We start from the raw sequence: 16,891 nt of genomic DNA on the forward strand, positions 1-16,891 counted from the left end.
AGCCCCGTGACCTCAGCGAGTCAGTGTGTCAGTGAGCAAGTGAGTCAGTGAGCAAGTGAGGCAGGAGAGACACCCATGATCCTTGGGCGTACCGCGCGTGCGAAGGTCCCCGTCGAGCCCGTCACGCTCAAGATCCTGGTGGCCGGAGGCTTCGGCGTGGGCAAGACCACCCTCGTCGGCGCGGTCAGCGAGATCCGGCCGCTGCGCACCGAGGAACTGCTCAGCGAGGCGGGCCGCCCCGTCGACGACACCCAGGGCGTCGAGGGCAAGCACACCACCACCGTGGCCATGGACTTCGGCCGGATCACCGTGCGCAACGACCTGGTCCTGTACCTGTTCGGCACCCCGGGCCAGGACCGTTTCTGGTTCCTGTGGGACGAACTGGCCACCGGTGCGCTGGGCGCCGTCGTCCTCGCGGACACGCGCCGCCTGGAGGACTGCTTCGCCGCCGTCGACTACTTCGAGCGGCGCTCCATCCCCTTCGTCGTCGGCGTCAACTGCTTCGACGGGGCGGCGCGTTACCCCGCCGACTCGGTACGCCAGGCGCTCGACCTGGACCCCGCGGTTCCCGTCGTCCTGTGCGACGCGCGGGAGAAGGACTCCGTGAAGGACGTCCTCATCGACGTCGTCGAGCATGCTGCGGCGGCCGCCGCGCGGCGCAGGCAGCCCGCGGTGACGTGACCGCACGCGCGCGTACGGCGTTTTTCGCCACTACGCGCGCGTGCCTGTCTGTACGAGATGTCCGTACGGAATGTTCGTGCGCGCATCTCGTACGAGATGTCCGTACGGAATGTTCGTGCGCGCATCTCGTACGGGATCTGGTACGGGAAGGCGCCTAGGCCCCTTCCTCCTCGTGCCAGCCGAAGCTCTTCTCCACCGCCTTGCGCCAGTTGTGGTACTCGCGGTCACGGGTCTGCGCGTCCATCGACGGCGACCACTCCACGTCCCGCTGCCAATGGGCCTTGAGCTCGTCCAGGTCGTTCCACACGCCCGTCGCGAGCCCGGCGGCGTACGCGGCCCCCAGACACGTCGTCTCGGAGACCTTCGGCCGGATCACGGGCACCCCGAGCACATCCGCCTGGTGCTGCATCAGGAGGTTGTTCTTCGTCATGCCGCCGTCGACCTTGAGGGTCGTGATCTGCACCCCGGAGTCCTGGTACATGGCGTCGACGACCTCACGGGTCTGCCAGCTCGTCGCCTCCAGGACGGCACGGGCCAGATGCGCCTTGGTGACGTACCGGGTCAGGCCGGTGATCACACCGCGCGCGTCGGAGCGCCAGTACGGCGCGAACAGTCCGGAGAACGCGGGCACGATGTACGCCCCGCCGTTGTCGTCCACGCTCGCCGCCAGCGTCTCGATCTCGTCGGCGGTCTTGATGATGCCGAGCTGGTCGCGGAACCACTGCACCAGCGCGCCGGTGATCGCGATCGACCCCTCGAGGCAGTACACGGGCGCCTCGGAGCCGATCTTGTACCCCATGGTGGTGAGCAGCCCGCTCTTCGAAGGCACCGGCCGCGTACCGGTGTTGAGCAGCAGGAAGCTGCCCGTTCCGTACGTGTTCTTCGCCGTGCCCGTGTCGTAGCAGGCCTGCCCGAAGATCGCGGCCTGCTGGTCGCCGAGCGCGGAGGCGACCGGCACACCGGAGAGCTGGCCGACCGCCGTGCCGTAGACCTCGGCCGAGGAACGGATCTCCGGGAGGACCGCCTCCGGCACGTTCATCGCCGACAGGATCGAGGAGTCCCACTGCAGGGTCTCCAGGTTCATCAGCATGGTGCGCCCGGCGTTGGTGACGTCCGTGACGTGGACGCCGCCGTCGGTGCCGCCGGTCAGGTTCCAGATCAGCCACGAGTCGATGGTGCCGAACGCGATCTCGCCGCGCTCGGCCCGCGCCCGCAGCCCCGGCACGTTGTCGAGCAGCCAGGCCGCCTTTGGCCCGGAGAAGTAGCTGGCCAGCGGCAGACCCGTCTGCTCGCGGAAACGGTCCTGCCCGTCCGAGCCGCCCAGTTCGTTGCAGAGCGCGGAGGTCCGGGTGTCCTGCCAGACGATGGCGTTGTGCACCGGCTTGCCGGTCGCGCGGTCCCAAAGGACCGTCGTCTCGCGCTGGTTGGTGATGCCGAGCGCGCTCAGCTGGTCGGCGCGCAGGCCCGCCTTGGCGATCGCGCCGGCGACGACGGCCTGCACCTTGGACCAGATCTCGGTGGCGTCGTGCTCCACCCAGCCGGGCTTGGGGAAGATCTGGCGGTGCTCGCGCTGGTCGACGGCGACGATCGCGCCGTCCTGGTCGAAGATGATGCAGCGGCTCGAGGTGGTGCCCTGGTCGATGGCGGCGACGTACTTCACGGAAGTGCCGGGCATGGCTACCCCTTCGTGAGAAGACGGTCGTTACGGTCCTGACGGTCGTACGGGAGAGAGCTGCCGAGCGTGTACTGAGGGGCCGCGACCTAGAACGCGGCGTTGTAGATGACCCCCGCCAGCGCGCCGCCGATCAGCGGCCCGACGACCGGCACGAGGGCGTAACCCCAGTCGGAGGTGCCCTTGTTGGGGATGGGCAGGAACTGGTGGACGATGCGCGGGCCCAGGTCACGGGCGGGGTTGATCGCGTACCCCGTCGGCCCGCCGAGCGAGAGCCCGATGCCGACCACGAGCATCGCCACGATCAGCACCGTCGTGCCCGACTCGCCGAGCCCCTTGGTCAGGCCGAAGGCCAGGATGGGCAGCACCAGGCCCATCGTCGCGATGACCTCGGTGATGAGGTTCGCGACGGGGTTCCGGATCTCGGGGATCGTGGAGAAGATCCCCAGCGTCGGCAGCGGACCGTCCTCATCGGCGGCCTTGTCCGCGCTCTGGACGCCCGAGGCGACGTTCGCGTTGAACTGTGCGAGGTACACCAGGTACGCGAGGACGGCGCCCAGCATCGCGCCGACCATCTGGCCGCACAGATAGATCCAGACCTTGTCCCACTTGCCGGTGTCGACGGCGATGCCGATGGTGACGGCGGGGTTGAGGTGACCGCCCGACAGCGGCGCTGCCGTGTACGCACCGGCGAGGACCCCGAAGCCCCAGCCGAACGCGATGACGATCCACCCGGAGGCCCGCGCCTTGGAGTGTTTCAGGGTGACGGCGGCGCACACGCCCGCGCCGAACAGGATCAGAATGGCGGTGCCGATGACCTCACCGACGAAGATGTCCGAGTTGCTCATGGCGGCTCCTTGGCCCTCGCCCGGGGCAGTCCGCCCCGGTCCTCCGTGCAGGGTGCGTATCCCATGGCTGGTTCTGGTGACTTCAGCCGACGGCAGGGGAGTCCCGCGCCCCGCCCGGCGTCCGTGACGAGCGTGCCCGCACAGCCGGCGATCGCGCCTGGGGGTGCGGCCCCGACCTGGCACAACCCGGCAGGATGCGCCCCAGGGGCAGGCAAGGACCCCGAGTGGACGGTGGGCCGACATGCATGGATGCCGACTGACACCCGGAAGTGTTCACCGGCCGTAGTGGAGCGTCAAGGTCGCGGACCGCAACGGTTGACCGGGGGTGGACCCTCCTCCAACAGCCCCTCCCTGCAAGCCTTTTGAGTCACCTCTACGTGGCCCGAGGCGGCTCCTGAGGAGGTGCGCCGGCGGTGCGCCCCGGCCCGCGCCGCACTTCGAACCCCTCGTGCCCGGCCCGCCCGCACACCCAACTCGCCCCGGACAGCGCCTTCGCGGCCTGCTTGAGCGGGGCGAGCTCCGCGGCCGCCCGACGGTGATCGGGCACACTGCCCGGCGGGCACACCACGGTCGCGAGCGACAGGGTCACGGTGCGTCCGCCCGCCGACCAAGGCGCGTCCAGGACGGCGGCGGCGAGCGGATCGAGCCGCTCCGGTTCGGCCAGGACCAGGAAGTCGTCGCCCCCGATGTGCCCGACCCGCACGGCCTCCGACTCCGTACGCGCCAGGGCCTGGCCCACCGACCGGATCAGGGCGTCGCCCGCCGCGAACCCCGCCCCGTCGTTGACCTGCTTGAACCCGTCGATGTCCAGCCAGCTCAGCGCGAAACCCCGGCCCTGGGCCACCCACCGGTCGACCTCCCCGGTCAGCGCGTCCGAACCGGGCAGCCGCGTCAGCGGATTGAGGCCCGCCGCCTCCTCGACCCGGCTCTCGGCGAGTGCCCGCACGAGGTCCGTCAGACGCACCACCCCGACGCAGCGCCCGGCGTCGTCCACCACGGCGACGTCGTCGGCCGTGCGCCGGTGCTCGCCGTCCGCGACGACGTCCAGGACCTGCCAGGCGGTCGCCGTGACGCCCACGGTCCGCGGCCGGTCCCCGAGCCGCGCGGCCGGCCGGTCGGCGTACAGGGCGTGCCCGTACCGCGCCGACAGCGACAGCAGGAACCGGTCGCGCTGCACCGACCTCACCGGCACCCCGTCCCCGTCCACCAGGAGCACCCCGGAGACCTCCGGCTCCCCGGTGAGCAGCCGGCGCACCTGCTCGGCCGACGCCGACTCCGGCAGCAGCGCGGCCGGCCGCACGAACTCCCGCACCGAAGGACCGGCGGGCCGCACCGACCGTACGGCGCCCGGCAGTTCGGGCACGTAGACCTCCGCGACCGGCAGCCGGGCCGGCGGGGCGAACAGATCACCCTGGGCCAGCTGGGCCCCGGCGTCCCGGGCGGCGGCGCACTGCCGCTCGGTCTCCACGCCCTCCACCGCGAGCAGCGCGCCCGACTCCTCGCACAGCGTCCGCATGGCCCGCACCGTCGCCGTCCGGGCCAGCAGCGACGCGTCCAGCTTGACCAGGTCGGGCGCCAACTCGTCGAGCAGGCGCAGCGGTACGTCCCCGTCGCCGACGCCGTCCGCACAGATCCGGAAGCCGTCGTCGCGCAGCGCCGCCACCCCTTCGAGGAGCGCACGGTGCGGTACGTGCGTGAAGGGCGGGCCCACGTCGACCGTCACCTCCCAGGGCAGCCGCCCCGCCGCTCGGACCGCGTCCCGCAGACCGCGCAGCCCGCCCAGATCGGCGAGCGTGCCCGCGAACACGTTCACATGCAGTGGCAGCAGCGTCTCGCGGCGGGCCGCCTCGCGCAGGGCCAACGCCGCCAGGCGCCCGTCGAGTTCGGGTTCCCGACGGGCTCGCGCCAGTACGTCACCGGCCTCCGGGCGGGCGAGTATCTCCAGCGCCGCCACGGCTCCGGTGGCCAGATTGACCACGGGCTGGAAGGCGAAGCGGAGAGTGTCCGTCCAGGAGCGCACGGCAGCATGATGGCGTCACCTGGGCACCCCCAGGCCCAGTTCACACGCTGTTCACGCAGCATTCCGAGGCGGCCCCCGACGGTGCGGACGCGGCGGTCAGCGGACGGCGACGACCGATGAACCGTGCCCGAACAGCCCCTGGTTGGCGGTGATCCCCACGCGGGCCCCGGCCACCTGCCGCGCACCGGCCGTGCCCCGCAGCTGCCACGTCACCTCGCAGACCTGGGCGATCGCCTGGGCCGGCACCGCCTCACCGAAGGAGGCGAGCCCGCCGCTGGCGTTCACCGGTATGCGCCCGCCGGGCGCGGTCGCGCCCTCGCGCAGCAGCTTCGCCCCCTCTCCCTCCCCGCACAGCCCGAGATCCTCGTACCACTGCAACTCCAGGGCGGTCGACAGGTCGTAGACCTCCGCGAGCGACAGGTCCTCAGGTCCGATGGCCGCCTCCTCGTACGTGGCGCGGGCGATGGAGGCCCGGAAGGCCGGCCCGTCCGGCTCGACGCCCGCGGCCGAGTCCGTGGCGATGTCCGGCAGGTCGAGCACCGTGTTCGGATACGTCGGTGTCACCGTCGACACCGCCCGTATGCGCACCGGATCCGCGGCGCCGTGCCGTCGCGCGAAGTCCATGCTGGAGAGCACGAGCGCCGCGCCGCCGTCCGAGGTCGCGCAGATGTCGAGCAACCGCAGCGGATCGGCGACGACGGCGGAACCGGCGACCTCCTCGGCCGTCACCACCTTCCGGTAGCGCGCGTTCGGGTTCAGCGCTCCCGCTGCCGCGTTCTTCACCTTGACCTGGGCGAAGTCCTCCAGGGTGTCGCCGTGCAGCGCCATGCGACGGCGTGCGTAGAGGCCGAAGTACGTGGGGTTCGTCGCCCCGAGCACCCGGAAGCGCAGCCAGTCCGGGTCGTCGGGCCGGTCGCCGCCCGCGGGCCGGAAGAAGCCCTTGGGCGCGGCGTCGGCGCCCACCACGAGCACCACGTCCGCCATGCCCGCAAGGATCTGCGCCCGCGCCGTGTTGATCGCCTGCGCGCCGGACGCGCACGCCGCGTACACGCTGGCCACCCGGGCTCCCTGCCACCCCAGCGCCTTCGCGAACGTCGCCCCCGCGACATACCCCGGATAGCCGCCGCGCACGGTGTCGGCCCCGACGATCGACCCGATGTCCCGCCAGTCCAGGCCCGCGTCAGCGAGCGCGGTCCGCGCCGCGGCCGTCCCGTACTCGACGAAACTGCGCCCCCACTTGCCCCACGGATGCATGCCCGCACCCAGTACCGCCACGTCCCCCGTCATGCCGCCACCCCCGTCGGCCGCCAATGCCATGTCGTCCACGTCGTGCCGGTCGCCTCGTCCCCGTCCTCGCTCAGCACACCCGGCACGACCTCCACCTCCATGCCGACCTCCAGGTCCGACACGGACACCCCGGGAGCTCCCTGCCCGAGCACCACCAATCGCTCTGCCGCGAGCTCCACAGCGATCAACGCGTAGGGCTGCCAGGGAAGTTCCCGGTCGGACACATAGGGTTCCGGCGACCGGTACCGGGCGTCGGTGTACGACCAGATCCGCCCGCGCCGCGACAGCGGAACCTCGACCAGGTCACCGCCCGCACATCCCGGGTTGCGGCACAGCGCGTCCTCGCGCGGAAAGAACACCGACGCACACGCCGAACAGCGCGTCCCGAGCAGCCGGAAGTCGTCCCCTCCCTCGGTGTCCCCGGCGAACCAACCGGCCACGACAGGTGTACGCGTACGCGCCACAGTCCCTCCCAGGCAATGAATCTGACGGAACGTCAGAAGTGTGCCATGGGCAACCTGTTGACGTCAGGGGTCCGGCAGAACCATGTGCGTCCTGTGTGCGTCCGTCTATGAGGTGAGGGCACGACCGGGACCCACGGGGGTGGTCCCGGTCGCGCCCTCCTCCGTCACCGGCCCGTCAGCGACCTCCTGGAGATGGGGAAGTCGAAGTAGGTGTCGGGGAAGAGCTCCGGCTTGTAGGTGTAGTGCCACCACTCCTCGGGCAGGTTGACGAACCCCTGGCCCGAGAGCGCGTCGCGCAACAGGTCCCGGTTGGCTCGCTGCGCACCCTGGATGCGGGGATCATCCGTGTGCGCGAGCGTGTCGAAGCAGTCGAACCCGGTGCCCATGTCCACGGAGTTGTCGGGGAACCGGTCCTTCTTGGGCCCGTAACACGCAGCGAGCCGCTCACCGGGCACATAGGGACGGGTGGGCAGCGCCGGCAGTTTCACCACCGTCAGATCGACCGTCGAGCCTCGGCTGTGCCCCGACTTCTCCGCGATGTAGCCGTCCGCGAACAGTCGCGTCTTGTCGACCTGCGGGTAGAACTCCGCCTTCATCCTCTGGTCGCCGAGATCCTTGGCCCACCGCACGAAGTGGTCCACGGCGCGCTGCGGCCGGTAACAGTCGTACACCTTCAAGGAGTAGCCCCGCTTCAGGAGCCCGGTCTGCGCCTTGTGGAGTGCCTTCGCGGCCGGTCTCGTGAGGATGCACATCGGCGCCTTGTAGCCGTCGATCCGCTCACCCACGAAGTCGTGCTCCGTGTAGTAGCGCATCTCCTGGATGATCGTGGGATCGACGTCGCGCAGCGCCACGAAGTCCTTGGGAGCCTTGGGGTCCGGCGTCGCCCGGGCGACCGAGGGGGCCGCGGCGACAGCGAGCAGCGCGGCTGCCGTCATGCCGATGATTTTCCGCAGAGCGGTGGCGGTTCGAGTCATGGCACCTGCGTCTATCAGGCTTCGCCCCCTCCGGGGAAGACCGGCTTCCGGTGATCGGATACAGTCCGCGCCGTGTCCGCATCAATCCACTCCAGCATCAACCCCGTTCCGGATTCCCACTGTTCGAGCTGCGGAACCGCCTACGGGAGCGACGTGCACGGCTGGCCGCGCACCTGTCCGGCCTGCGAAGCCGTCGCCTACCGCAATCCGTTGCCCGTCGCGATCGCCCTGCAGCCCGTGTACGACACGTCCGGCACGGCACTGGTCGTCATCACCCGCACCATCGCGCCCGCGCGCGGGGAGGCGGCACTGCCCGGCGGATTCATCGACGACCGGGAGGACTGGCGGCAGGCCGTCGTACGCGAACTGAGGGAGGAGACGGGCATCGACGCGGCCGCCCGCGACGTACGCCTCGTCGACGCCATGAGCGCCCCGGACGGCCACCTCCTGCTCTTCGGCCTGCTGCCCGAGCGATCGGCGGCCCAACTGCCCGCCAGCGCCCCCACGGACGAGACGGACGGCTGGCACCTGCTGCGCCGCCCGGCCGAACTGGCCTTCCCGCTGCACACCTTGGCCGTGAGGGCGTGGTTCGAGGGCCGCTACATCTGAGGCGCGTGCACGCTGAGTTGCGTGCACGCCCCGACGCAGCGGCACAAGCGCGTCAGAGGCCGCGGACGCGCACCGCATAGGGCGGCGCACCGCCACCGTTGTCGCCGTCTGCCTCCACCACCACGCGCGCGCCGTCCCAGCGCACCCTGTACCGCTCGACCTCGGGCTCCTCCCACCCGTCGCCCGCGTCCGGCACCACCACGCCCCCGCCGGTGCGCCCCGGCTCGGGAGCCCACACCTCCAGGACGACGTCCCCGTTCTCTCCCCTTACGGGGAACAGCGACCCGGCGCGTGCCAGCACCGGAATCCGCGACAAGGGGGCATCGACCATCACCGATCCCGGCCCTTCGTAGGCCGCACCGGTCGCCGTGTCGTACCACCGCCCCCGAGGCAGCCGCACCACCCTGCGCACGACTCCCGCCTCCAGCACGGGTGCCACCAGCAGACAGTCGCCCAACAAGAAGGCGTCCTCACAGTCGCGCAGACCACGATCCTCCGGAGCGCCCCACCACACAGGACGCACATACGGAGCACCCGTCCGCCGTGCGAGATGGGCGAGCGTCATGAAGTACGGAAGAAGGCGCCGCCGCTCATGAAGCACCACGCGCGCGTGCCCGAGCACCTCGTCGCCGAAGGTCCACGGCTCCCGCCGGCTCGCCCGCAGCGCCGCATGCGTCCGGAACAGCGGCATGTAGGCGCCCAGTTGAAACCAGCGCAAGTACAGCTCGGGGGAGGGGGCCCCGTCGAACCCGCCCACGTCCGGCCCCGAGTACGGCACGCCGCACAACCCGAGCCCGATCACGAGCGACAGCGAGGCACGCAACCCGGGCCACCCGGTCGCCACGTCCCCCGACCACGTGCCTCCGTAGCGCTGCAAGCCCACCCAGCCGGACCGCGAGAACACGAACGGCCGCTCCTGGGGCTGCAGTTCACGCAGGCCCTCATAGCCCGCCCGCGCCATGCACAGGCCGTACACGTTGTGCGCCTCCCGATGGTCTCCGCCCCGCCCCTCCAGAGCGTGCCGGGCCGACCGGGGCAGCGAGGGATCACCGAAGGCCGCGAACGACACCGGCTCGTTCATGTCGTGCCAGAACCCCGAGAAGCCCTGGGCGAGCCGCTCCTCGTACAGCCCGCCCCACCACTTGCGCACCCCCTCAGCCGTGAAGTCCGGATACACCGACTCACCGGGCCACACGACGCCGCGCACGGGCCTGTCCGCCGCGTCCCGCACAAAGGCGTCGACGGCCCGCCCACCGTCGAACACCGCGTTGCCGCGCTCCGCCTTGACCGCGGGATCGACGATGGACACCAGCCGCATGCCGTCACCCCGCAGTTCCTCGGCGAGCCGCGGCAACGACGGAAAGCGCTCCCGGTCGACGGTGAAGACCTGCCGCGCCGCAAGATGGTCGATGTCCAGATGCACGGCGTCCAGAGGCAGATCGCGCTCCTTGTAGCCCGCGACGACCCTGCGCACCTCCTGCTCGCTGCCGAAACCCCATCGCGCATGGTGGTGCCCCAGCGCCCAGGACGGCGGCACGGCCGCGGCCCCCGTCAACTGTGACCACGTGTGCAGCACGCGCGCGGGCGTGCCGACCACGACCCAGCACCGCAACGGGCCGCCCTCCATGCGCAGTTCGCACGACCCCGGCCGGTCGTGCCCCGAACCGGCGCCCTCATGGCCCTGCCGGACACTCACCGCACCGTCCCAGGTGCTGTCGTGGAACACGAGGTGCGTCCCCGCGTCGGAGACCACCATCACCACTGGCATCGTGATCGACAAAGGGTCGTCGCCCGGGCCGAACGAGCCTCCGGGATCGGTGTTCCACAAGGCATACGTACCGTCGTGCAGCCGCGGCCCCGCGGCCCGCCCCCCGAGACCGAAGCACCGCGAGTCGGCGGGCAGCTCGGACCGCTGGACCCACCGGGCCTCACCGCCGCCCTCGGGCTCCCACCAGCGCGGCGGCAGATCCCGGCGCAGCAGCACGCCGCCCGGCGTGCACACCTCGACCGCACCGTGCCGCGACACCACCACCGTCACGCGCTCGGCGACCACCCGCCAACCGCCGTCCTTGTCCGGCTCCAGGCCGGCCCGCGGATCCGCCTCCGGGCAGGCGGCGACACCGTACGAGGGCAGCGGCTCGGCCCCGTCCCACCCCCAGAACACGGCCCCGCTCACCGTGACCGTGATCCGCAGCCTGGCCCGCGCGAAGCGCACCACGCCCCCACCCGGCTCGGGGTCCGCACCGACCACCGCACCGGGGACCCGTGCCCGCTCGGGACCCCGCCGCGCGAGCCCGGCGGAGTCCGACCGCCGGTGCCGCCACGAGGCCCGTACGGCACGCAGCCCCTGGGCCGGCCCCACCAAGGAGACCGCCTTCACCGAGCGCACCAGGTCACGACCGTTCATGCTGCTCACCCTGCCACTCGGGCCCACGCGCGCGTGCCGCGTTCAACTGCCGTTCACCCGTGGTCCGGGCACATCTTCACGAGGCCGACTATGTGCGGGACACCCTGGTGCCGAAGTCGATCACGTGGCATCGTCCTGTCAGCCGCGTCACGCGCACACCCCAGCCCGTGCGCGCCGAGGACGCACACACCGCGTACATTCCGGGAGCCGCCCCATGACCACAGCGAACCCCTCGCCGCTCTGGCGGCCCGACCAGCAGCAGATCGCCGACGCGCAGGTCACACGGTTCCAAGCCTGGGCCGCCGAGCGGTACGGAGCACCCGCCGAGGGCGGCTACGAGGCACTGCACCGCTGGTCGGTCACCGAGCTCGACACGTTCTGGAAAGCCGTCACCGACTGGTTCGACGTGCGCTTCACCCACCGCTACGCGCGCGTGCTCGGCAGCCGCGCCATGCCCGGCGCCGAATGGTTCCCCGGGGCCACCCTCAACTACGCGGCACACGCACTGCGCACCGCCGACGACCCCGCGCGCGCGGACAGCCCTGCCATCCTCCACGTGGACGAGACGCACGAGCCGCGCCCCGTCACCTGGTCCGCCCTGCGCCGCCAGGTCGGCTCGCTCGCCGCCGAACTGCGCAACCTCGGGGTGCGCCCGGGCGACCGCATCAGCGGCTACCTGCCCAACATCCCCGAAGCCGTCGTCGCCCTGCTCGCCACCGCGGCCGTCGGCGCCGTGTGGACCTCGTGCGCCCCGGACTTCGGCGCCCGCAGCGTCCTCGACCGCTTCCAACAGGTGGAGCCCGTCGTCCTGTTCACCGTCGACGGCTACCGCTACGGAGGCAAGGAACACGACCGCCGCGACACCGTCACGGAACTCCGCTCCGAACTGCCCTCCCTGCGCGCAGTGGTGCACATCCCGCTCCTGGGAACCGATGCTCCCGAAGGCGCCCTGGAATGGGCCGCCCTCACGTCGGCCGACGTAGCACCCGTCTACGAAGAGGTTCCTTTCGACCACCCCCTGTGGGTGCTCTACTCCTCGGGCACGACCGGCCTCCCCAAGGCCATCGTCCAGTCACAGGGCGGCATCCTCGTCGAGCACCTCAAACAACTCGGCCTGCACTGCGACCTCGGCCCGGACGACCGCTTCTTCTGGTACACGTCCACCGGCTGGATGATGTGGAACTTCCTCGTCTCCGGCCTCCTCACGGGCACCACGATCGTCACGTACGACGGAAGCCCCGGCCACCCCGACACCGGCGCCCAATGGGCCATCGCCGAACGCACCGGCGCGACCCTGTACGGCACCTCCGCCGCATACGTCATGGCCTGCCGCAAAGCAGGCGTGCACCCCGCCCGCGACCACGACCTGTCCCGCGTGAAGTGCGTGGCCACAACGGGCTCCCCCCTCCCGCCCGACGGCTTCCGCTGGCTCCACGACGAGGTCCGCGCCGACCTGTGGATCGCCTCGGTGAGCGGCGGCACCGACGTCTGCTCCTGCTTCGCCGGCGCCGTGGCCACCCTGCCCGTCTTCATCGGCGAACTCCAGGCCCCCGGCCTCGGCACGGACCTGCAGGCCTGGGACCCCCAGGGAGAGCCCCTCATCGACGAGGTCGGCGAACTCGTCGTCACCAACCCCATGCCGTCCATGCCGATCCGCTTCTGGAACGACCCCGACGGCAGCCGCTACCACGACAGCTACTTCGACACCTATCCCGGAGTCTGGCGCCACGGCGACTGGATCACGCTCACCTCCCGCGGTTCCGTCGTCATCCACGGCCGCTCCGACTCCACCCTCAACCGGCAGGGCGTCCGCATGGGCTCCGCCGACATCTACGAGGCGGTGGAGCGCCTCCCCGAGATCCGCGAGTCCCTCGTCATCGGGCTCGAACAACCCGACGGCGGCTACTGGATGCCCCTGTTCGTCCACCTCGCCCCCGGCGCCGTTCTCGACGACGACCTGCGTACGCGCATCAAGCGCACGATCCGCGAACAGCTCTCCCCGCGCCACGTCCCCGACGAGATCATCGAAGCCCCCGGCGTCCCCCACACCCTCACCGGCAAGCGCATCGAGGTCCCGGTGAAGCGCCTGCTGCAGGGCACCCCGCTGGAGAAGGCGGTCAACCCCGGCTCCATCGACAACCTCGAACTGCTCAGGTTCTACGAGGAGATCGCCCGCAAGCGAGCCTGACGACCCGGGCTCCGTCCGGCCGCGCGCAACGTCAGAGGCGTTGTCAGTGCAGATGGTTACTCTGAGTGAGCATTGATCGACAAGCACACTCAGGGGGAATCATGGCGCATATCCAGCACGGCCGGACGACCAGCTCGCGACACATCCTGCGCCGCGAAATCGCAGGCACCATCGGCCTGTTGGCCGACGAGCAGGACTTCACGGAGATGCGGCGCTACCGCAGCTTCACCTTCGACGACCACAAGGCCTATCTCCGACAGGTGGAAGGACTCCTCAAATCCCTCGCCGCGGCCGGGGGACACACCACGGTCGCGCTCTTCGATCCGGAGGACTTCGCGGAGTTCTGCGCGGAGACAGGGCTCGAACCGGACATGCCGACGAGCCGCACACGCTTCACCGCTGAGCTGGCCGCGATCGGGCCGTCGATCCCGTACGAGGGCCAGCCCCTGGCCGATCTCGTCCCCGAACTGGTCGAGGAAGCCGTCCGCCAAGCCACCTGGGAGTACGCCTCCACAGTCCTTGCCCGCATCGGCCCCTGCGCGGCTTGCGGGGTCGACATCGGCCGGATCGCCTTCGCCCGGGCCTCGTACCTGGTGGCACGGGTGATCGACACCATCGGCCACGGCCTCCACCACTGGGTGTGCAGCCTGCCGGCGGGAGACCAGACGCTGATGGCGGTCCTCCATGTCGACGCGACGACGAGCGACACGGTGCGGCTCGACGAAAGCGCGGCGATGGAGCTCACGACCGTACTGGCCCTGGCCGTTGCCACCCATGGCCACTGCGCCCTCGTCCTGCGCACCACGGGAGACGGCAGCGACCGCGTCTACGGCTGGCGCCTCAAGGACGAGACCCTCCGGCAACTCACCGCGGCGCAGGTCTTCGACGCGTACTGCACCGACACCTCCGGCGAACTGACAGCACCGGAACCCGGCGTCGAGTACTGCACCGCACCCGAGGTGGAGGACACCGGTCCCGAAGGCCGTCACTGCCACTGATCCCTCGCCGAAAGCGCGGAGGGCGCTCCACCCAAAGGTGGAGCGCCCTCCGAAAGGCAGAGCCCGTCGACTACTCGCCTACTCGCCGGACAGCACGGCCTGAGCGGCCGTACGAGCCTCTTCGGCGGAGTCCGCGGCACGCGCGGCGGCAGCGGCACGCTCGCACTGAGCCAGCGTGTACTTGCCCAGCGTCGCGCGCACGTAGGGGATCGACGCAGCACCCATGGAAAGGGAGGTGACACCGAGACCGGTCAGCACACAGGCCAGCAGCGGGTCGGACGCCGCTTCACCGCACACGCCGCAGCTCTTGCCCTCGGCCCTGGCCGCATCGGCGGACAGCGCGACCAGGTCCAGCAGCGCGGGCTGCCACGGGTCCTGCAGACGCGACACGGCACCGACCTGACGGTCCGCCGCGAACGTGTACTGCGCAAGGTCGTTGGTGCCGATCGAAAGGAACTCGACCTCCTGCAGCACCGAGCGTGCGCGCAGCGCGGCCGACGGAATCTCGACCATCGCACCGAACTTGGCCTGCAGACCCGCCTCACGGCAGGCGTCGGCGAACGCCTTGGCGTCGGCGCGGTCGGCGACCATCGGCGCCATGACCTCGAGGTAGACCGGCAGCCCCTCAGAGGCCTTGGCCAGCGCGGTCAGCTGCGTACGCAGCACCTCCGGGTGGTCCAGCAGGGACCGCAGACCGCGCACGCCCAGAGCCGGGTTGGGCTCGTCGGCTGGCGTCAGGAAGTCCAGCGGCTTGTCGGCACCGGCGTCCAGCACCCGCACGACGACACGCCCCTCGGGGAACGCCACGAGCACCTGGCGGTACGCCTCGACCTGCTTGTCCTCCGACGGAGCCTTCTTGCTGTCGTCGAGGAAGAGGAACTCGGTACGGAACAGACCGACACCCTCGGCACCCGCCTCGACGGCGGCCGGCACGTCCGCCGGCCCACCGATGTTGGCCAGCAGGGGCACCTTGTGGCCGTCCGACGTCGCACCCGGACCGGTCGAGGCGGCCAGCGCCGCCTTCCGCTCGGCCGCCGACGCCTCGAGGGCCGCCCGCTTCTCCGGAGTCGGGTCCACGAAGATCTCACCCGTGCTGCCGTCGACAGCGACGACGGTGCCTTCCGCAAGCTCACCGGCGCCCGGCAGCGCGACAACAGCCGGCACCCCGAGGGCACGGGCCAGGATCGCACTGTGGCTCGTCGGCCCGCCTTCCTCGGTCACGAAGCCGAGGACCAGCGCGGGGTCGAGCAGCGCGGTGTCCGCCGGGGCCAGGTCACGGGCGATGAGTACGTACGGCTCGTCGCTGTCCGGGACGCCGGGCATCGGCACGCCGAGCAGGCGGGCCACGATGCGGTTCCGCACGTCGTCGAGGTCGGCGACACGGCCGGCCATGTACTCACCGGCGCCCGCGAGGAGTTCGCGGTAGTGCGAGAAAGCGTCGTAGATCCCGCGCTCGGCCGTGCTGCCGACGGCGATACGACGGTCGACATCGGCGATCAGCTCAGGGTCCTGGGCGATCATGGCCTGCGCCTCGAGCACCGCCTGCGCCTCGCCACCGGCCAGATTGCCGCGAGCAATCAGGTCCGCCGCGACAGCTTCCACGGCCTGGCGAGCGCGCCCCTGTTCACGCTCGGCCTCCTCCGCCGGAATCTGCTTGGCCGGCGGCTCGAGCACCGCGGTCCCCATGTGCCGAACCTCGCCGATCGCCACGCCATGGCTCACGCCGACGCCTCGAAGCGTTGTCTCCATCTCACCCGTCTCCGATAATGCGGCGGGCCCAGCCGCCGCGATGATTGTCCTGCCGAGCCGTCAGTGACGGCGTCCCGTCACTTCCAGCCGAAGAGCGCGTCGCCGGCCTTGAGGTCGCCGCTGTCGACAACGTCGGACAGCGATTCGGCGCTGGCCTCCAGCGCGACGACGGGGCACACCGGCGACTTGCCGGCGGCCTCGACCGCAGCCGGGTCCCAGCGCACGACGGCCTGGCCACGCTGAACGGTGTCACCCTTGTTGACGAGCAGCTCGAAGCCCTCACCGTTGAGCTGAACGGTGTCGATGCCCAGGTGCGTCAGAACCCCGTGCCCTTCCTCGTCGACCACGACGAAGGCGTGCGGGTGCAGGGACACAACGATCCCGCCGACGGGAGCGACGGCCTCAGAGGGCTCGCGGACGGGGTCGATGGCGGTGCCGGGGCCGACCATCGCACCGGAGAAGACCGGGTCAGGAACGGCGGAGAGCCCGATGGCGCGTCCTACAAGAGGGGACGTCACACTGGTCATGGCAAGCCTCCCAGGGGGCGGAGATTTCATGGTCGTCGTCACTACCTGTCCTGGACGACGACGTACTGTTCAGAAGCGTAAGTCATAAAAAGTCCCGGTTCCGCACGAGAGGTACCGGTTGGCTGACGTAGGGGTGCCCGGCAAACGATTTGCGCCGCGCCCCGGCCCCCATGTACTGTCGTACTCCTGCCTGGGAGCGCCGACGCCGAGAGCGTCCTCGATCCCGGCGGCATCTATCGAGTCGAACCCTATCTCTGATCAGGTTCTGCATGTCCGCAGGCCGGGTGGTCAGAAGGTCGAGAAAAGGCTGGTAGAGTTCGATCTCGCCGGAAAGGAACCGCCGAAAAGCGGAAATCCTGAAAGCGATGCAAAACCCCGAGGAAATCGGCCGGTGAAACGGTCTGATAGAGTCGGAAACACGAAATACCGAAGGGAAGCGCCCGGAGGAAAGCCCGAGAGGGTGAGTA

At 70.8% G+C, this 16,891-nt stretch carries 13 protein-coding genes; 4 read left to right on the plus strand and 9 right to left on the minus strand.

Annotated features, from left to right (window positions below; translation table 11 throughout):
* Window positions 1–75: 75 nt before the first annotated feature.
* On the plus strand, window positions 76–681 hold the full coding sequence (locus ACIBUY_RS35420; RefSeq protein WP_365575223.1) for an ATP/GTP-binding protein: 606 nt from the start codon (window positions 76–78) through the stop codon (window positions 679–681).
* A 154-nt stretch (window positions 682–835) separates the two neighbouring features.
* On the opposite strand, the gene glpK is transcribed toward ACIBUY_RS35420, so the two are convergent.
* The 6 genes from glpK to ACIBUY_RS35450 all read right to left on the minus strand — a co-directional run bounded on the left by glpK (window position 836) and on the right by ACIBUY_RS35450 (window position 7,946).
* Window positions 836–2,356: a glycerol kinase GlpK gene (gene glpK / locus ACIBUY_RS35425; RefSeq protein WP_365575220.1), complete on the minus strand. Its 1,521-nt coding sequence runs from the start codon at window positions 2,354–2,356 to the stop codon at window positions 836–838.
* Between the two features lie 86 nt (window positions 2,357–2,442).
* Window positions 2,443–3,201 (minus strand): MIP/aquaporin family protein, encoded by a 759-nt coding sequence (locus ACIBUY_RS35430; RefSeq protein ID WP_365575217.1) that lies wholly within the window; start codon window positions 3,199–3,201, stop codon window positions 2,443–2,445.
* A gap of 373 nt (window positions 3,202–3,574) precedes the next feature.
* On the minus strand, window positions 3,575–5,221 hold the full coding sequence (locus ACIBUY_RS35435) for an EAL domain-containing protein (RefSeq protein ID WP_399154836.1): 1,647 nt from the start codon (window positions 5,219–5,221) through the stop codon (window positions 3,575–3,577).
* Between the two features lie 96 nt (window positions 5,222–5,317).
* On the minus strand, window positions 5,318–6,508 hold the full coding sequence (locus tag ACIBUY_RS35440; RefSeq protein ID WP_399154837.1) for a lipid-transfer protein: 1,191 nt from the start codon (window positions 6,506–6,508) through the stop codon (window positions 5,318–5,320).
* Complete coding sequence (locus tag ACIBUY_RS35445) at window positions 6,505–6,972, minus strand: zinc ribbon domain-containing protein (RefSeq protein WP_365575208.1); 468 nt, start codon at window positions 6,970–6,972, stop codon at window positions 6,505–6,507. The genes ACIBUY_RS35440 and ACIBUY_RS35445 overlap by 4 nt, the downstream gene beginning before the upstream one ends.
* Before the next feature lie 164 nt (window positions 6,973–7,136).
* Entirely contained in the window at window positions 7,137–7,946 is an 810-nt protein-coding gene (locus ACIBUY_RS35450) for a M15 family metallopeptidase (protein ID WP_365575205.1), read from the minus strand.
* 72 nt (window positions 7,947–8,018) lie between these two features.
* Here ACIBUY_RS35450 and ACIBUY_RS35455 point away from each other — a divergent pair, with 72 nt between their 5' ends.
* Complete coding sequence (locus ACIBUY_RS35455; protein WP_365575202.1) at window positions 8,019–8,555, plus strand: NUDIX domain-containing protein; 537 nt, start codon at window positions 8,019–8,021, stop codon at window positions 8,553–8,555.
* A 52-nt stretch (window positions 8,556–8,607) separates the two neighbouring features.
* On the opposite strand, the gene ACIBUY_RS35460 is transcribed toward ACIBUY_RS35455, so the two are convergent.
* Complete coding sequence (locus ACIBUY_RS35460; RefSeq protein ID WP_399154838.1) at window positions 8,608–10,962, minus strand: glycoside hydrolase family 31 protein; 2,355 nt, start codon at window positions 10,960–10,962, stop codon at window positions 8,608–8,610.
* 214 nt (window positions 10,963–11,176) lie between these two features.
* Between ACIBUY_RS35460 and ACIBUY_RS35465 the strand changes: the two genes are divergently transcribed.
* Both ACIBUY_RS35465 and ACIBUY_RS35470 read left to right on the plus strand, forming a co-directional pair.
* Window positions 11,177–13,150, plus strand: coding sequence for an acetoacetate--CoA ligase (locus ACIBUY_RS35465; protein WP_399154839.1), 1,974 nt, complete (start codon window positions 11,177–11,179; stop codon window positions 13,148–13,150).
* 101 nt (window positions 13,151–13,251) lie between these two features.
* Complete coding sequence (locus ACIBUY_RS35470) at window positions 13,252–14,148, plus strand: hypothetical protein (RefSeq protein ID WP_365575193.1); 897 nt, start codon at window positions 13,252–13,254, stop codon at window positions 14,146–14,148.
* 78 nt (window positions 14,149–14,226) lie between these two features.
* Here the strand turns inward: ACIBUY_RS35470 and ptsP are convergent, their stop codons facing one another.
* Window positions 14,227–15,897: a phosphoenolpyruvate--protein phosphotransferase gene (ptsP, locus tag ACIBUY_RS35475; RefSeq protein WP_399154840.1), complete on the minus strand. Its 1,671-nt coding sequence runs from the start codon at window positions 15,895–15,897 to the stop codon at window positions 14,227–14,229.
* A 77-nt stretch (window positions 15,898–15,974) separates the two neighbouring features.
* Window positions 15,975–16,424: a PTS glucose transporter subunit IIA gene (locus ACIBUY_RS35480; protein ID WP_365575187.1), complete on the minus strand. Its 450-nt coding sequence runs from the start codon at window positions 16,422–16,424 to the stop codon at window positions 15,975–15,977.
* Between the last annotated feature and the right edge of the window lie 467 nt (window positions 16,425–16,891).

This window comes from Streptomyces sp. NPDC050085 (genome assembly GCF_044460595.1).
In the GTDB taxonomy this organism is placed as follows: Bacteria; Actinomycetota; Actinomycetes; order Streptomycetales; family Streptomycetaceae; genus Streptomyces.

Bases quoted from the DNA above. Each gene is read 5' to 3' on its own strand.
- glpK (WP_365575220.1), bottom strand. From the start codon at position 2,356: ATGCCCGGCACTTCCGTGAAGTACGTCGCCGCCATCGACCAGGGCACC.
- ACIBUY_RS35465 (WP_399154839.1), top strand. From the start codon at position 11,177: ATGACCACAGCGAACCCCTCGCCGCTCTGGCGGCCCGACCAGCAGCAG.
- ACIBUY_RS35420 (WP_365575223.1), top strand. From the start codon at position 76: ATGATCCTTGGGCGTACCGCGCGTGCGAAGGTCCCCGTCGAGCCCGTC.
- ACIBUY_RS35480 (WP_365575187.1), bottom strand. From the start codon at position 16,424: ATGACCAGTGTGACGTCCCCTCTTGTAGGACGCGCCATCGGGCTCTCC.
- ACIBUY_RS35440 (WP_399154837.1), bottom strand. From the start codon at position 6,508: ATGACGGGGGACGTGGCGGTACTGGGTGCGGGCATGCATCCGTGGGGC.
- ACIBUY_RS35460 (WP_399154838.1), bottom strand. From the start codon at position 10,962: ATGAACGGTCGTGACCTGGTGCGCTCGGTGAAGGCGGTCTCCTTGGTG.
- ptsP (WP_399154840.1), bottom strand. From the start codon at position 15,897: ATGGAGACAACGCTTCGAGGCGTCGGCGTGAGCCATGGCGTGGCGATC.
- ACIBUY_RS35430 (WP_365575217.1), bottom strand. From the start codon at position 3,201: ATGAGCAACTCGGACATCTTCGTCGGTGAGGTCATCGGCACCGCCATT.
- ACIBUY_RS35450 (WP_365575205.1), bottom strand. From the start codon at position 7,946: ATGACTCGAACCGCCACCGCTCTGCGGAAAATCATCGGCATGACGGCA.
- ACIBUY_RS35470 (WP_365575193.1), top strand. From the start codon at position 13,252: ATGGCGCATATCCAGCACGGCCGGACGACCAGCTCGCGACACATCCTG.